Origin of the sequence: Pedobacter sp. W3I1 (assembly GCF_030816015.1) — a bacterium.
GTDB lineage: Bacteria > Bacteroidota > Bacteroidia > Sphingobacteriales > Sphingobacteriaceae > Pedobacter.
Genome location: NZ_JAUSXN010000001.1, coordinates 6,356,665 through 6,373,047, shown reverse-complemented (window position 1 = coordinate 6,373,047; position 16,383 = coordinate 6,356,665). Strand labels below are relative to the sequence as shown.

General features: G+C 33.4%; 14 protein-coding genes. 7 read left to right on the top strand and 7 right to left on the bottom strand.

Translation table 11 applies throughout. The features are described from left to right. The first annotated feature begins 151 nt into the window (after positions 1–151). From QF042_RS26155 to QF042_RS26130, 6 genes are all read left to right on the top strand, one after another. Positions 152–1,447 carry a S41 family peptidase gene (locus tag QF042_RS26155; RefSeq protein WP_307533170.1) on the top strand — a complete coding sequence of 432 codons (1,296 nt, stop codon included), beginning with the start codon at positions 152–154 and terminating at the stop codon, positions 1,445–1,447. A gap of 157 nt (positions 1,448–1,604) precedes the next feature. Then, entirely contained in the window at positions 1,605–3,038 is a 1,434-nt protein-coding gene (locus QF042_RS26150; protein ID WP_307533168.1) for an MAC/perforin domain-containing protein, read from the top strand. Between the two features lie 158 nt (positions 3,039–3,196). After that, positions 3,197–4,288, top strand: a complete 1,092-nt coding sequence (locus QF042_RS26145) for an acyltransferase (protein WP_307533166.1) — start codon at positions 3,197–3,199, stop codon at positions 4,286–4,288. A gap of 4 nt (positions 4,289–4,292) precedes the next feature. After that, positions 4,293–5,270: a hypothetical protein gene (locus QF042_RS26140; RefSeq protein ID WP_307533164.1), complete on the top strand. Its 978-nt coding sequence runs from the start codon at positions 4,293–4,295 to the stop codon at positions 5,268–5,270. Positions 5,271–5,278: 8 nt separating this feature from the next. Further along, on the top strand, positions 5,279–6,232 hold the full coding sequence (locus tag QF042_RS26135) for a glycosyltransferase family 2 protein (protein WP_307533162.1): 954 nt from the start codon (positions 5,279–5,281) through the stop codon (positions 6,230–6,232). 4 nt (positions 6,233–6,236) lie between these two features. Next, the gene (locus QF042_RS26130; RefSeq protein ID WP_307533160.1) at positions 6,237–7,106 is read left to right on the top strand and encodes a glycosyltransferase; all 870 of its coding nucleotides are present in this window, start codon (positions 6,237–6,239) and stop codon (positions 7,104–7,106) included. Here QF042_RS26130 and QF042_RS26125 read toward each other — a convergent pair. The 6 genes from QF042_RS26125 to QF042_RS26100 form a co-directional block, all read right to left on the bottom strand. Further along, positions 7,103–7,909: a DUF5672 family protein gene (locus QF042_RS26125; protein WP_307533158.1), complete on the bottom strand. Its 807-nt coding sequence runs from the start codon at positions 7,907–7,909 to the stop codon at positions 7,103–7,105. The genes QF042_RS26130 and QF042_RS26125 overlap by 4 nt on opposite strands. A gap of 1 nt (position 7,910) precedes the next feature. Beyond that, on the bottom strand, positions 7,911–8,735 hold the full coding sequence (locus QF042_RS26120) for a glycosyltransferase family 2 protein (protein WP_307533156.1): 825 nt from the start codon (positions 8,733–8,735) through the stop codon (positions 7,911–7,913). Positions 8,736–8,878: 143 nt separating this feature from the next. Then, the gene (locus tag QF042_RS26115; RefSeq protein ID WP_307533154.1) at positions 8,879–10,042 is read right to left on the bottom strand and encodes a glycosyltransferase family 4 protein; all 1,164 of its coding nucleotides are present in this window, start codon (positions 10,040–10,042) and stop codon (positions 8,879–8,881) included. A gap of 8 nt (positions 10,043–10,050) precedes the next feature. Next, a complete protein-coding gene (locus tag QF042_RS26110; protein WP_307533151.1) occupies positions 10,051–11,871 on the bottom strand; it encodes an ABC transporter ATP-binding protein in 1,821 nt (606 codons plus the stop codon). 165 nt (positions 11,872–12,036) lie between these two features. Beyond that, complete coding sequence (locus tag QF042_RS26105) at positions 12,037–12,942, bottom strand: glycosyltransferase family 1 protein (RefSeq protein ID WP_307533149.1); 906 nt, start codon at positions 12,940–12,942, stop codon at positions 12,037–12,039. A gap of 214 nt (positions 12,943–13,156) precedes the next feature. Continuing rightward, the gene (locus tag QF042_RS26100) at positions 13,157–14,032 is read right to left on the bottom strand and encodes a glycosyltransferase family 2 protein (protein ID WP_307533145.1); all 876 of its coding nucleotides are present in this window, start codon (positions 14,030–14,032) and stop codon (positions 13,157–13,159) included. A 58-nt stretch (positions 14,033–14,090) separates the two neighbouring features. Between QF042_RS26100 and meaB the strand changes: the two genes are divergently transcribed. Beyond that, positions 14,091–14,987: a methylmalonyl Co-A mutase-associated GTPase MeaB gene (meaB, locus tag QF042_RS26095; RefSeq protein WP_307533143.1), complete on the top strand. Its 897-nt coding sequence runs from the start codon at positions 14,091–14,093 to the stop codon at positions 14,985–14,987. Positions 14,988–15,034: 47 nt separating this feature from the next. Here the strand turns inward: meaB and QF042_RS26090 are convergent, their stop codons facing one another. Beyond that, positions 15,035–16,324 carry an aminopeptidase P family protein gene (locus QF042_RS26090; protein WP_307533141.1) on the bottom strand — a complete coding sequence of 430 codons (1,290 nt, stop codon included), beginning with the start codon at positions 16,322–16,324 and terminating at the stop codon, positions 15,035–15,037. Positions 16,325–16,383 lie beyond the last annotated feature (59 nt).

Sequence of the window (16,383 nt, the reverse complement as noted above, 5' to 3'; positions counted from 1 at the left end):
CACAGATGTATCTATAATAAGTGAATAATGATAATAAAGGATTGTCAAAATTAGTAAATAAAAGCAGATATTTGCAATGATTTTAAATTGTTATAAAAAATAAATCAAGTTAGAGAGATCATTATATTTTAGTTAAATTAAGCTCAGAAAATTGAAATTTTATAATATTAACGGTATATCAGATTATAAATTAATAAAAAGCCTTATTTTTTTATTTATCGCATTAGCTTATTTCAGCTGTAAAAAAGATAAGCCAATCATAAATGATGAAGAGATTGTTTCTCCAACTACAGGTACAAGAACTGAATTTACGCTTGATTCTATTTTTCTCTATGCAAAACAGATTTACCTATGGAATGATGTTTTACCTGGTTATAGCAATTTTAGTCCTAGGGAAAAATACAGCAATATCAAACCAGAATTAAGTGCGTTTAAGAACGAACTTTTTGATATCTCTCAAATTAAACTAAATCCGGTAACAGGCAAACCATTTGAAATCTCAAATAATAGCGTGCCGAAATATTCTTATCTACAGATAGGAAGATCTAACAGTGGGGGAGCTCGTGCCGGAGTTAATAACGGTGAAGCTGTATTGGCCAGGCGTATCATTGAGTCAGATGATAAGATAGTTGCTTATGTAGCCTTAGGCTCATTCCCCTCCTTAATTAGTACTCAATCGAAATTAGATCGGGTTTTTAATGAAATGGCAGCTGCTAAACCTAAATATCTTATTTTAGATTTACGCTCAAATGGTGGTGGCTATGTTGAAACAGCTGAGTATGTTGCTAATCTAATTGCTCCAAGCACATTAAATGGCAAAGTAATGTATTCAGAACATTTCAATCAAACACTTCAGAGCGGTAAGGCAACAATTCTGCGTCATCAGCCGTATTTAGATGAGCAAGGAAAAACTGTAATTTATAACGAACGTTTGGCTACACTGGCCGATGTTGATTATACAGAAAACGGCAATACTTATAAATTCAATAAAAAGGGAACTTTAGAATCAATACAGGATGTGTATATTATAGTATCTGGTCAGACGGCTTCAGCGAGCGAATTATTGATTAGCTGCCTGAAACCTTATTTTAATGTCAAATTAGTCGGAGAAAGGACTTACGGAAAACCTGTCGGTTTTTTTGGAATAAATATCGATCAATACGCAGTTTATCTTAGCAGTTTTCTAATCAAAAACGCTCAAGGATGGTCCGATTACTTTAATGGTATGGAACCCGATTTAAATGCTATAGGATCTGCCAACGCAATACTAGGTGATACTGAAGAAACGTGTTTAAAATCTACACTTTCGTTAATTAGCGGTAAAATACAGCTAGTACCAAAAAAAACTGCCAGTATTTTAAAAGGAAATGCAGTTGCACAATCTTCAGTGTCTAGTACCCAGGATAATGTTGGTATGATCGAAAATAGGTTGAGGTTAAAACATTAATTGATTTTATATTTATCAAGCGACATGTATATAGGATTAACTCTTTAATTTGGTCTTTACTAATTTATTAGTAAGTAGTATTAATAATTAGATTGATAACTACACATTATCATAATTGTTTTTTCTTGTCGGTAGTTTTGTGAAAATAAAAATACTAATGAAAAACAATTACAAATTAAAAATTCTTTGCTTGCTGTGTGTCGTTACGACCTTGTTCAGCAATTGTAAAAAAAGCGACCTTAAAGAAGAAAAAGGTTTAATCAATAATCACAATGCTTTAGCGATTCACGGCGATGGGAAGTGGGATTTATTGGGATATGGCTATGATATGACTGGCGAATTATTTGCCTCATCAAATGCATCTGATGCAGCCATTATAGATGTAGATAGATTCAATACTGATTATCCTAATAGAATTAATACGCCAACAGATACCTATGGTTATTATGCTGTGTATAGTGGGGCAACAGCACTTGATTATATAAGAGATGTTAATAAAAAGGAAACATATGGTTTAACGGTTAATGCTGGAGAAAAAGAGGTAAATACATATGGTTCAGCCAATTTTTCTAAAACGAATGAAAATCAAAGTACCTATACTTACAATAGTAAATATTCTTACGCTTCTTTTGAATCCAGGGTCAGGATTAAAAGTATTACTTTTACAGGTGACGCTACCCTTGATATATTAAGAAACTATTTAACACCATTGTTTATAGCAAATCTATCTAATTATAGTGCAGATGAGTTGGTAGAAAGATATGGTACCCACGTTTTATTAGGAGTTAGCATAGGAGGACGTTTAAAATACGATTATAAAGGAGCTATTGTTAAAGAAACAACTTTTGAGCGGAAAGTACGTGCAATAAAAGCTGGCTTTTCTATTGGCGTGGATAAAATATTTGGAGTTAATATAAGTTCAGATGTTAGTAACGAAGAAAAGGTAACAATTACAAATGAAACAACTGATAAAGCATTCATAGGTACTTACTATGGTGGTACAAATTCGGGAACTTCTTTTTCAACCGATGCAGCAGGAAACACCTCTCAAAATGTAAATCTTGCTGGTTGGCAGTCAAGTATTACTGTTAATAATGCAACATTAATTGATATCACTAAATCTGTCCCTTTATATGAACTTATAACTGATCCAGTTAAGAAACAGCAAGTAAAAGAGGCGGTTGAAAAATATATTACTGATAGACAGATTAGCTTAGTCTTTGAAGCATTCCCTTTATATCGTTTTTATAATTGGACAGAGCACTATTATACCACAACTAATGGTAATTATCCTGGTTATCACTTTGAAGGAATTGAAGGTTACTTATATAAAGAAGAAGTAAATGGTACTGTTCCGTTATATAGTTTTTATAATGGCACAGATCATTATTATACAACTACTAATGGTGGTTATCTGGGCTATCAGTTTGAAGGAGTTGTAGGATATATATATATAAATCAATTCCCGGGTACAGTGCCATTGTATAGATACTATAACTATACAGATCACTATTATGCAACAGCTTCTGGCAATTATCCTGGCTATCACTATGAAGGAATTGCAGGTTATCTTTATAAAACAAAACCGTAAATTGTTTAGCCTGTGGCACTAGGCTAAAATATCTTGTGTTTTTATTATTATTATCGATACTGTAATATTTTACATACATAAATGTTAAAAGAGTCCTGAATTAATTCAGGACTCTTTTTTTTGCGGATATTTGTAAATTCAACTACCAAAGCCAATTAATGAATACTGAACTAACGCAGAAAGCAGTGCCCGAAAAAAAGAATTTTGATTTTGTTGATACGATAAGATGTATCTCTATGGTTGGAATTGTATTTGAACATGCATCAGTGTTTTATGGATTTAGTTATATCAGTAAATTGGATACTTTCGTTGAAGTTTCCGTTATGCAATTCTTTAAATTTGGAACTATCTCTTTTTTTCTAATCGGAGGATTTTTAATCAATTATAAATTTCAAGAATACACCCCTGGTCAATATATTAAAAACCGGTTTAAAAATACAATAAAGCCTTGGCTATTTTGGATTTTAGTATTTGTGTTACTTGATTTTTTAGACCGCTACGTTGCATATAGTAAAGGAAGCGATGATCGAATGGTGACGCATTTTTTTGCCTATGCTGGCGATAGAATTGTAAGTACTTTATTTTTTACAAGCTATTGGTTTATATTAAATTTTCTGATTTGTATTAGCCTGCTCCTTATTTTTAAACGTTATTTATATAACATATGGTTTGGTGTGATTTTGGGTCTTATATCTATATTTTATAGTTTAAATTTGTACCATCATTGGATAATTACACAACATTCTACTGCATTATTCGGCTTTGTTTTTTATCTCTGGTTAGGTGTTTATATGAATAGATTCTATGATCAGTTAAAGAAATGGATTGAAAAAACTTCTTTATTGAGTCTTGTTGTAGCTGTGGTTATTACCTTTCTGCTTGCTGATTGGGAAGCTGCTTATCTATTAAAATCAGGTAATCCTGATCCCTACAATACCTTGAGGATAAGTAATATAATCTACTCAATAGTTGCTTTTGTGCTAATGCTAAAGATTGGCAATATTCCTTCACTTCAGAGAAGGCTAGATCCCAGAAATACCACTTTTGGCATCTATCTTATTCACGCTGTTGTAATAGAAAGAGTTTTTCCCCTTATATTTGTTCCTTTTCATTTAGATCCAAAGAATTTTTCTGTTTGGACAAACATAGGTTATTCCATATTGAAATTTTCAATTGCATATTTCGTAACTTTATTTCTAGTTAAATTAATTTTGAAAACTAAAATGCGATGGTCTGTTGGTGGTAAATAATAACATGGATAATATAAATTTTAAAGCTACCTATGGTGTTTTTAACATTAATATGGACGCTATTGAAGTTATTGATGTAACTGAATTGGTTTTGCAAAAATTCCAAATTGGCAGTAAAATCCACATTCCAGCGAAGCAAAACTTTAATGAGGTGTTTTCTGACCCTAAATTTGGAAAAGTGAAGTTTTTACAACTCGACTATAATGGCAGGAAACATAACATTATAGAAGACAACTATGATGCGGATATCGAAATTGATCTCAAAGAGAGATCAAAAAAAATAAAGATAGTTTATTATATTTATGTTAATCGAAATTCTAACTGGCGTGGAATAATTTCAGGGCAACTATTTCAACTCAAAAGTTATGGCATTTTAGATGAAGCTGATTTATACATTCATATTACAGATACTAAGGATGATACCCTTTCCATTATCGAACTAATTAAGGACTTAGCACCAGATGCTATAATCAGTATATCAAAGGAGAATAATTTTGAATATCCTGGAATTAAATTAGTTTATGATTTGGCCCATCAAGATCCTGATAGTTATTTAATATACTTTCATTCAAAAGGAATGAGTTATAATGTTCACTCCCGTAAAAATGAAGAAATAATATTGCTTAAGCTTACATTTGAGAATTGGAGGAAAAAACTGCAAATCTTCAATAACAAAAAAATAAACAAAATCGGTTTACTACCTGCTATTGGCGACAATCGCGATTCAGAAAAACAAGGTACTAGGGGTGGGTGGATATGGTTTAATTTTTGGTATGCCCGGGCAAGTTATATTATTAATTGTGATGAACCTTTTATAACTGAGGACCGTTATTATTTCGAACATTGGCTGGGATTGCAGAACGGTAAATTAATAATCACAGACGATTGTTTCAATTTACATAAAGTAAGAAAACAATCTTATTTTACACCTAGTCAGGCTTCCTTAGAATTAGAGAATCTAACAAAAAAAACCATTCTTTAATTTTCAGTATGGAAAATCCTCTAATCTCAGTTGTGATGTGTACTTATAATGGAGAGAAGTATCTAAAAGCACAGATAGAGAGTGTTTTAGCCCAAACGTACACAAATTTCGAAATCATCATTGTAGACGATTTTTCCTCTGATAATACTGTTAATATTATTGAAGAGTACGCTAACCAATATCAATTTATTCAGTTTAGTAAAAATGAAAGGAATTTAGGATTCAATAAGAATTTTGAAAGGGCAATCGGATTAGGTACAGGAGATTTTATTGCGATCTGTGATCAAGATGATATCTGGTATAGTAATAAATTGGAAAGGTTACAGCTTGAGATTGGCAGTAAAGGAGTAATATTTTCTAATTCGAGATTAATAGATGAAAACGGTGAGCCTTTAGGACAGTTGCTATTAGAAAATCCGAAATTTGAAAAATTTGATTACAGGTCTATTTTAATAAACAATTATGTAACTGGGCATACCATCTTAGCTAAAAGAATGTTTTTGCTAAAAACATTCCCATTCCCAGAACATGGCTATTATGATTGGTGGATTGGATTTTTGTCAAGTTATTATAATGAACTTGGGTATCTTAACGAAGTTACAACGGATTACAGGGTTCATCGAAATTCAGTTGTTCATCAAGAAATTTTTTTGTCTGATTCCGATTTATCTGCCTTAGCAATAGTCGACTATAAATCGACTAAGAACCAGCTGCGTTATTTTTATAATTTTCTTAAACAAAAGGGAGAGGAATCATTTATTAATCATCTAATGGATTTGTATTTAGGTGATAAAGGTTTTTTTGATAGTGCTTTAAATTTTATTTTCTTTTTTAATCACTATAATATACTCTTCCCGTTACAAAAACGGAGGAAATTTTTGAGCAAAGGCAAATTCTTGTTTATAAGAGAATATTGGAATAACATTAATAAATGTAAACAAAAAACAGCTAGCATTAATTAGGTCTATGATATCAATAATTATAGCCTCCGTAAATAAAGATCAGCTTTCTGATATTAAGGAGAACATTGCTGCAACCATAGGAGTTGAACATGAAATTATCTGTTTCGATAATGCTGATGGAAAACGTGGATTATGCGAAATTTACAATGAAGGGGCAAAGCAGGCCAAATATCAGCTACTTTGCTATATGCACGAGGATATCAGTATTAAAACGAAAGACTGGGGTATTATTGTTGCGGATATTTTTAATGAAGACCAGAAAATAGGATTGATTGGTATAGCCGGGAATAGTTATAAAACTAAAGTCCCGTCTGGATGGTTTTGTAGCGCCGGTGAAAAAAAAATCAATTATGTTAATATTCTTCAACGCTATAAATTTAGTGAAGATAAAACAAAACACATTTCTCAAAACGTAAAAAATGAAAAGTATTCAAGCGTAGTTGTTGTAGATGGCGTTTGGTTCTGTACCAAAAAAGAAATAGTTGAAGCCAATAATTTTGATGAGGAAACATTTAAGAAGTTTCATTGTTATGATCTGGATTTTTCACTTCAGGTACATAAAACACATCGTGCGGTTGTAACTTTTCAAGTATTATTAGAACATTTCTCAGAAGGAAATTATTGTAAAACTTGGATAGAGGAAACACTAAAATTACATGAAAAATGGGCCGCTGATTTACCGATAGATGTAGAAGGGTTATCAAAAAAAGAAAGTTTCTTTGCTGAAAAACATGCATTCAAATTCTTTCTAAAGCAGATGAAAATATCTGGATATAAAAAGATAGAAATATTTAAAATATTTTGGCGAAGTAAACTAAGAAAAAACAACTTTAGTCTATTTTTAATGCTAAATAAAGAAATTTGGCGCAGTTAAATCTGATAACCTGCTTCTTTAAAGTAAGGTTCCCAAAAACGGATATTTTTATCCCATGCATGGCAACCAAAAGGCATGTTTCCTTTAATTAAAGTCATTGCCCTTTGTGGAGCTGTTTCAATGGAAAATTTCAATGCCACTTTGTAAGTAGGGATCTTTATTCTCTTCTTCTTTCGATTCACTTCTATGGTCCAAAACATGTCTTCATGATAATCGCTGCTGTTCCGGCCAACGAAGTTTTCTACGAGTTCTTTTTCTTGAATACAGATATTATAAAAAGATTTAACTTTTCTCAATGAAAAGCCTCCATTGCCGACATGATTGTATAATTGTCGCTCTATGTCAGGCCGACCTTGTTTATCAAGTAGATTATATCTTCTGTGCAGGTAGGATCTAATCTTCTCTTTAGTCTTTTTAAATAAAGTTGGGAATTCTTTTTCTCTCAACCATGGAGCACCTATATAATCATAACCTAAGCTGCACCAATATTTTAATTCATTTTTAAATACGAAAGCATCCAATTGATAGAGGAGTAGATAGGTATAATTCAAGAATTTCTCATAAAAGAGCTCCGAAAGCATTAAATCGTTGTAACTAAATACGCTCTTAAAATAAAAACTTGGGAAAGACACCTCACTATAAGAGAATCCTATCTGCATATTCGATATGTCTAAATCATCTGGTTTGAGTATTACAATATCATAATCAGACAATAACTTTCCACATTGGGTCAAAGCTATCTTTTCATAAAATGAAAGCTCGGACTTGTAAACTGGTATTACAATTACGCAAGAACTATTCATTTTAGTTTCTATTAAATTTTGGCAAAAATAAAAGTATAATATTCATAAAGCCTTTCAAAATTTTATAGGCTATTGGATACTTTTTTATATACATAAATTGTTCTGCCTTTTTAAACTTTATCTCTTTCAAATATTCATAGTCCTTAACAAATTCAGGGAAATATCTATTCAAAGAAGCATCTCTTTCTTTGTTGATTTCTGGATGATTCTTTGAATTTGCGGATATTCCGGTTCCATCATAAGTTACAATTACACAATCTAAGTGTTTATATGAAGCCTCGCGTTTACAAATGGCATAAGTGAAGAATTCCCAATCAGATACAAATTTGAGATTTTCATTATATAAAAAAATATCCTTAAACAGCTTTGCCTTAATAAAACTTGCTTGATGAGAGATATTTTGTTCATAAAAAAAAGCGAAATTTAACTTTTTAGGAAAAGTGCGAATCTCTTTTTTTATTCCATCAATTTGTAGGATATCTCCATAGTAAATATCATATTGACCATTTAATTCAGCATTCAATTTCTCTAAAATGGTATTATCAATTAAAGAATCTCCACTATTTAAAAACATTAAATAATCACCTGTTGAAATCTTAATGCCCTTATTCATTGCGTTATATATACCACTATCTGCTTCAGATACAGAATAGCTAAAAAACGAAGAATATGTAATAAGGAGATCTTTACTTCCATCCGAACTATTTCCATCAATAATGATAAACTCAAAATCTTGCCAAGTTTGGCTTACTACGCTTTGAATTGTTTTTTGTAACCCTGCCTTATTGTTGTAATTGATAGTTATAATTGATAATTTTTTACTCATACTCGATCTAGGTTATACTTTAATTATTCACAAATCGATTTCTTTAATTCATATCTCTATTAATTATCTTGAAAATAGCCTTTCCCTTACACTTCCTTACAAAAGGTTATTAAATGCCCTCAACTTTATTTTAAGTGATTTAACTACTTCAAAAATAGTTTATCAAGATTTTTATAGCAGTGTTCTCTTTCGTAATTGATGCTAAAAGCAGCCAATGCACTTTCTGCCTGTTTTTTATATTCAGATTCGTCGGTTAATAGTTTCATGATATTATTTGCAAATTCAACGGGGTCATCACTAACCAAGCAGCCATTATTGGTTTTGTTGATCAGCCCGTCAATGCCCCTGGTATTACAAACTATTGGTAAACCATAAGATAGTGCTTCTACCACTTTTATCTTGGTTCCTGTGCCTGTTAGCATGGGGCATAGTGCTATTTTGGCATTTTGGTAATAGGTTGATAAATCTTCGGCAAAGTTTATAGTAATTAGATTTGGACCTTTAATAGAAAGGTGCTCGTTAATCTGCCCAATTACACAGATCTGTATACCGGTTGGCAATAGCGGATATACATTGTTAAAAAACCAATTGGCAGCTTTTTGATTATGTATATTATCGCTCGCCACATAAATCAGATCAAACGATTTTTCTTTAACAGCATGAAAATTTTCTGGTCTATCCAGCATCATTGGCGCTAATACAACCCTGTTTTTACAGAATTGGCTAAAAACATACTGTTCTTCTACAGAAATGGCCAAAGCAATATCAAATAAAGAAATTCTTCTGATCTCTTCATTAAAAGATTGGCCGATATTCACCTTTTTTTGAAGTTGAGCGGTTATAAAATCGTGCATATCAATTACTTTCACCGATTTTTTTGTTAGCGGATTATTCTCTATAACCGACGCCCAACTGGCATAATTGATAAAAATATAATCATAGTGGTTATTTTTTAAAATTCTATTGAAAGCCCTCTTAAATCGTAAAGTAACCAGTTCGGGGAATTGTAGCGGAAAGAACCATAGTCTATTTTGATAGAAAAAATTTGGCAGCTTATAAAAAAGCAGATAGTAGAGTATATTTTTCTTAGATGGTTTTTTTTTAATTACGTAAGTATTATTTGCCAGGTCAGCTTGTTTAAAGGTCTTAATGTCTGTTTCGTTCCAGCGACCGGTGAAATATTCGCTTACAAAATCAATTTCAAAGTTTCTTGATTTAAAATAGCTTAACATACTTAAAGCCCTGGTTCTGTTACCCGCATTTTTTTTCAGCGGATTATCAGGCATAAAAAAGAGTATTCTCCTCATCTAAATATTTAGTCGTTAAAGGTCTGCATATCAATTAAACGCCTATATAATCCGTTTTTATTCATTAACTCATTGTGGCTTCCGGTTTCTACTACGCTACCTTTATCTATAACAATAATTTTATCGGCATGTTGGATCGTACTTAAACGGTGAGCAATTACAATTGAGGTCCGGTTTTTCATCAGGTTATTTAAAGCATCTTGCACTAATTTTTCTGATTCAGTATCCAGCGCAGATGTTGCCTCATCTAAAAGCATGATTGGCGGATTAGCCAATACAGCCCTTGCAATACAAACACGTTGTTTCTGTCCACCAGAGAGTTTATTCCCTCTATCTCCAACAAAAGACTGGTAGCCGTTCTCTGTATTCTCTATAAAATCATGTGCATTTGCAATTTTTGCTGCCGCAACAACTTCTTCTATGGTTGCATCTGGTTTGGCAAATGCAATGTTATTAAAAATAGTATCGTTAAATAAAAAAGACTCTTGATTAACGGTTCCCATTTGCGCCCTAATGCTTTCTACAGTTAGCGCTCTGTAATCATGTCCATCTATTTTGATCGTTCCTGATTTTGGATCATGGAAACGTGGAAGCAAATCCATCAATGTACTTTTTCCCCCACCTGATGGACCAACCAAGGCTACAGTTTTTCCTTTTTCAATGTCGAAGGTTATTGAGTTCAAGATTTGTTTTTCTCCATAACTGAATGATACATTTTGAAGGCTGATTGTACTGTTAAAACCATCTAGAACTTTTGCATCGGGTTGATTAACGAGCGATGGTTTAGTATCGATTAAGTCTAAAACACGTTCTCCAGCAGAAATTCCCGAATGTATTCCGCTAAACGAATCGGTTAAAGCTTTAATAGGCTGCATCACCTGAGAGAATGTTGCGAGGTAAACCACAAAATCTGCAGCTTCAAGATCTCCCTTTCCGCTTAAAATCAAGGTGCCACCATATAATAGGATAAATACAACAACCAAAACCCCGAGTGTTTGCGAAACTGGTGAAGCAAGCTGTTGCCTTCTTGCCATCTTTCGGTTCAAGTAAGAATAAAACTTGTTTTCGTCATCGAACTTTTGCTTCATTCTTTCTGTAGAATTAAAGGCTTTGATAATCTTTATTCCACTGAGCGATTCATCTAAAAATCCAATCATTTTTGCAAACGATTCGTGCGATTGCGTTGCCTGCTGCTTTAATCTTTTTACTATTTTGCTGATAATAAAACCAGATATTGGGATAACCAACAGTGAAAATAACGTTAATTTCAATGATATAGAGATTAAAACCCCTACAAAAAACATAAGCTGGAGCGGTTCTTTAAAGACCACTTGTAGGGTATTGGTTACGGTAAACTGAACCACCTGTACATCTGATGCTACCTTTGAAATGATATCGCCCTTGCGCTCATTGTTAAAGTAGCCTACGTGTAAATTCATTACATTATTAAAAACTGTTTTTCTTAAATTTAATAAGGTATGTACTCGTAAATCTTCCATGAAACGCTGAGAGAAATAGCGAAATAAGTTGGATAAAAATACGGTTACAATAATTACAACGCAAATAATTTGCAATGCGTGTATTTTATCGTGTGCAATTATGGCATCCATGTAATCATTAAACTTACCAAGAAAATTTAATGAGCCTGAAGCTTTATCCGGTTTAATGTCTGTAACAGTTTTGCCAAGAAACAAAGCTTGCATAAGCGGGCCAAGCAGTGTGAATAAAAAAGTATTAAAAATAATAGCGAATAATGTTGCAATGACGTAAGGTATGGCAAACTTTTCTATAGGCTTGGCAAATGATAATAAACGAAAATATGTTTTCATTATGTATTGTATATATAACGGAACTTAGGGAAGTCTTGCCGTAAAAAAATATAATAAAATTCAGGCAAATGTACGGTTTTTCATACAGATCAATAAGGTGATGGTAATCTTACATAATTACAATTACATTCTTGGTTTTAAGTGGATTGATTTTTAGCATAAAACTTATTTTTCATTGCTGTTTTCTAAACATTCATGATATAAATTCAAATACTGATTCGCTGCTCTTTCCCATGAAAATTTTTCAGCTTGGGCAATCATTTCACATGAACGATTGCGATCAGTAAAATCTTTCATCCCGTTTGTAAATACCTCCTGCATATGTTCAGGCTCAAAATGATCAAAGTAATATGCAGCATCGCCACCAACCTCAGGAAGCGAGGTGAATTTTGATAAAAAAACAGGTTTTCCAAAGTGCATGGCTTCAATTACAGGAAGACCGAAACCTTCGGCAACCGAAGGGAATAAAAAGGCCTCGCAATTTTTGTAATACCAGGCTTTATCTTCGTCAGAGATTGGCCCTGTAATATGTACCCTATCTAAACAGTTGTATTTTTCAGCTTCTTCTAAAATTCTTTGTTTATGTGGAGTTTCTCTGCCCGAAATAACAAGATGAAAGTCATTTCCTTTTAATAAAGCCGGCAGCAGGTGAAATCCTTTCTGTACCGATAATAACCCTATCGTAAATAAGAAAGGTTTCGGAGGAACGAAGCTTGGGCTGTGCTTTTCGTCTGAAATTAGTTTATCTGCACCATTATAAATCACACTAACTTTTTCTTTGGCCTCAGGGAAATAGTTAACTACGTCATTCGCAACAAACTGCGATATGCATACAATTTTATCACACCGTGATATAAGCTTGCCAAGTTTTTTTAGATAAACCTGAATTCTGTGCGGCTTGCTAAATTTTAAATGAACCTTGTTCATGTCATGAACAGTCATTATTTTTTTTGCGTTTACTTTGCTTGGTCGTAATCTGCAGGTCTGATCAGATAGATGGACAACATCAAAATCATTCCTGCCCTTAAAAAATAACCGATCTAATCTCGATAGATAAATGATATTAACCAAGCCGTTAAAAAGATATTGAGTGTGTTTAAAGAGATAAAATTTTAATTCAAATTTTCCTTTGTTTTCCTGGATCAATGCATCGCCCAATCCTTTTCCAAACGAAAAATAACCGCAATTGGCATCTTTCATCGAATCAAAAGTTACTAAGACTTTAGGCTTTTTCATTAAACAATATTATTAAATGAAGTAAATATAGATAGATTTAAATTGTAGCTTATTTTACAATTTTATAATTCCTGTATTCAAACAGCCGAATGCCTGTTAAATCTTCAATTTTTTGCAAAACGCTCCTGCGGAAATTCATTTTTGGCGTTTCTTTAGTTAAATCTTTATCAAATTTCCAGTTTGCTGTGGCAATTCTTGCCTGCATAACTTTTGGATGGGTACCTTTAAAATGAACCAAACGATCGGCATTGTGCATATCAAAGGATTCTTGTACGGGATAATTTTCTTCAATCCATTCTTCTGTTTGATAAAACTGATTAAAGTTCCGCACTTTACCTTGTAATCCTTTTGGAGGTTTAACCCAGCCATAATGATAAATATAAGCATCGATTAACTTAACCTGAAGTTTTCTGTCGTTAATTCTGAAGCCTTGTGCATCGCGGTAAGATTTTACTCCTGGTAAATTTTTTATAACCCGAACTTCTCTTCTATACCAGCGTCTGGATTCAGCCAGATAGTCATAAGAAGCATAAAAATGCTTGTATTTTAAAAGAAGTGCTTCAACATTGTTGTTGTTGAGCTCTTCTTCCATTTCTTTTCTAATCAGCGGAAGATAATCTTCATGTATGGCCTCATCACCTTGAATGTAGATCATCCAATCGGTATCTTTACTTATTTCTGCCAGAGCCTTATTGGTTTCATCGGCAAAAACTCGTCCGCCTTCTCTTATGCTTTCATCCCAAACGGTATCAATGGTTCTGATTTTAGGATCGATGCTTTTAACCATTTCAGAAGTTTCGTCTGAGGAATTTCCCAATGCAACGATAAAATCATCACACAAAGGTAATACCGAAAGTATGGCTTCTTTTGCTGGATAATCGTTTACAATTGCATTTCTTAAAAAGGTAAAACCGGTAACTTTCATTCTAGGGGCGCTTTGTAGCTGATAATTTTTGTTTATTTGTACAAAGATAGTTTTATTGATGAATACGCATCTATCCATTTTAAGCGAAGTAAGGGCGGGGAATTACAAGGTTTTGGCAAGAACATTAACCCTTGTCGAAAATAACATTACACCAGCTGATTCGATTTTAAGAGATCTGGATAGTCGGGTTAATGTTCCGGTTTTAGGGATTACTGGCCCTCCTGGTGCAGGTAAAAGTACCTTGGTAAATGCAATAGCCAGTCATTTTGTTGTGAAGGGAATGCGTATTGCGATATTGGCAATAGATCCTACATCCCCATTTAATTTTGGTTCTTTGTTGGGCGATCGTATCCGTATGGCGAGTCAGTTTAACAATCCAAATGTTTTTATCCGTTCGTTGGCTACACGTGGCGCTTTGGGTGGTATTTCGGCAAAAACTATCGAAATGGTTGATGTTTTAAAAGCAGCTAATTTTGATCTGATTATTGTCGAAACTGTCGGTGTTGGGCAATCGGAAGTAGAAATTGCAGGACTGGCTGACAAAACTGTCGTTGTTTTGGTTCCCGAATCTGGAGATGAGGTACAGAATATCAAATCTGGTTTGATGGAGATTGCCGATTGTTTCGTGATAAACAAGGCTGATAGAGAAGGGGCAGACGTTTTTGTCAATAATTTAAAGAAAATTGTTCATCAGGGCACGAGGACTATCCCAATATTAAAAACGGTGGCCGATAAAAATACAGGTATTGATGAACTATGTAGATGGATAATCAAGCCTCTTACTTCTGATCATAACAGAAAGGCTTTTCTTTTTGCAGAGAAAGCCTGGAGGCTCATTCAACACGAAAAAATGAGGGTTATAGATAAAAAAAGGCTGCTAGAAAAAGTTCAGGCAGCCTTGAAAGAAGAAGATTTTAATATTTACCGTTTAGCTGATGAGTTTAATAATGGTTAAATAAAACTGCTAACTGCTAACTGCGAATTGTCAATTGAGAACTGTAATTAACTGTTCATGATATCCTCAATTTCTTCAGCTTCTAATGGGATATCGGCCATTAGATCTACATTTCCATTTGCGGTGATCAGAATATTATTTTCTAAACGGATGCCTAAGCCTTCCTCCGGAATATAAATGCCTGGTTCAACCGTAAGGATGTTTCCGTTAGCAAATGGCGTATATCTTCCTGCAAAGTCGTGTACATCTATACCTAAGTGATGCGAATTGCCGTGCATAAAATATTTTTTGTAAGCCGGCCACGTTGCGGTCTGATTCTTCACGTCAGTTGTAGAAATAAGTCCGAGATTAATCAGTTGTTCAGTCATAATTTCGCCAACTTGTTCGTGGTAGGTATTCCATATGGTTCCTTCGCCAATTAATTTAATCGACGCTTTCATTACGTACAGTACTGCATTGTATACATCTTTTTGTCTTTTGGTGAACCGACCGTTGACAGGGATGGAGCGGCTCATATCTGCGTTGTAATTGGCATATTCTGCACCAAAATCGAAAAGGATTACGTCTCCATCTTTACATACCTGGTTATTATCGTTGTAGTGTAAGATGTTTGCGTTATGGCCGGAAGCAATAATAGGAGTGTAAGCATGGCCTGTTCCGCCTTGGCGGATAAATTCATGTATAATCTCCGCCTCAATTTCATATTCTTTAACACCAGGCTTGGTAAATTTTAATACCCTAATAAAAGCATCGCGGGTTATTGCCGACGCCTTTTTGGTCAGTTCGATTTCAACATCTGATTTAACTGCACGTAAATTACGCATAATTGGTGCCGAGCGTTCATAATGATGCAATGGATATTTCGCCCTCATTTTCTCAATGAAACGAATATCACGATAAGGAACTTCGTGGGCATACCTATCATTTTCATTTGTGTTTAAATAAATATGTTCGGCATAGTTCACAATGCTATGCAGTATGTTGTCAAAATCCTCTAACCAGTATACAGCTTGAATACCTGAAGCCGCTTTAGCTTGCTCTTTAGTATACTTGTATCCTTCCCAAACTTTAATGTAATCGTTAGTCTGTCTTAAAAACAGGACTTCTCTGTACAATGGATTAGGACAATCAGGAAATAATAATAATATTGTTTGTTCTTGATCAATTCCAGATAAATAAAATAAATCGGGATTTTGCTTAAAAACAAAGTTCTGATCACCACTTCTGGGAAATTCATCACTTGAATTAAATATAGCTAATGAATTGGTTTTTAGTTTGTTAGTAAAGTTATTTCTATTTAAAATAAATAATGACTGATTGATGGTAGGATATTTCATGAAAATGGTATTTTTATATGGGCAATGGCCAAATGTAATAAAATGATTAATTACTGTGA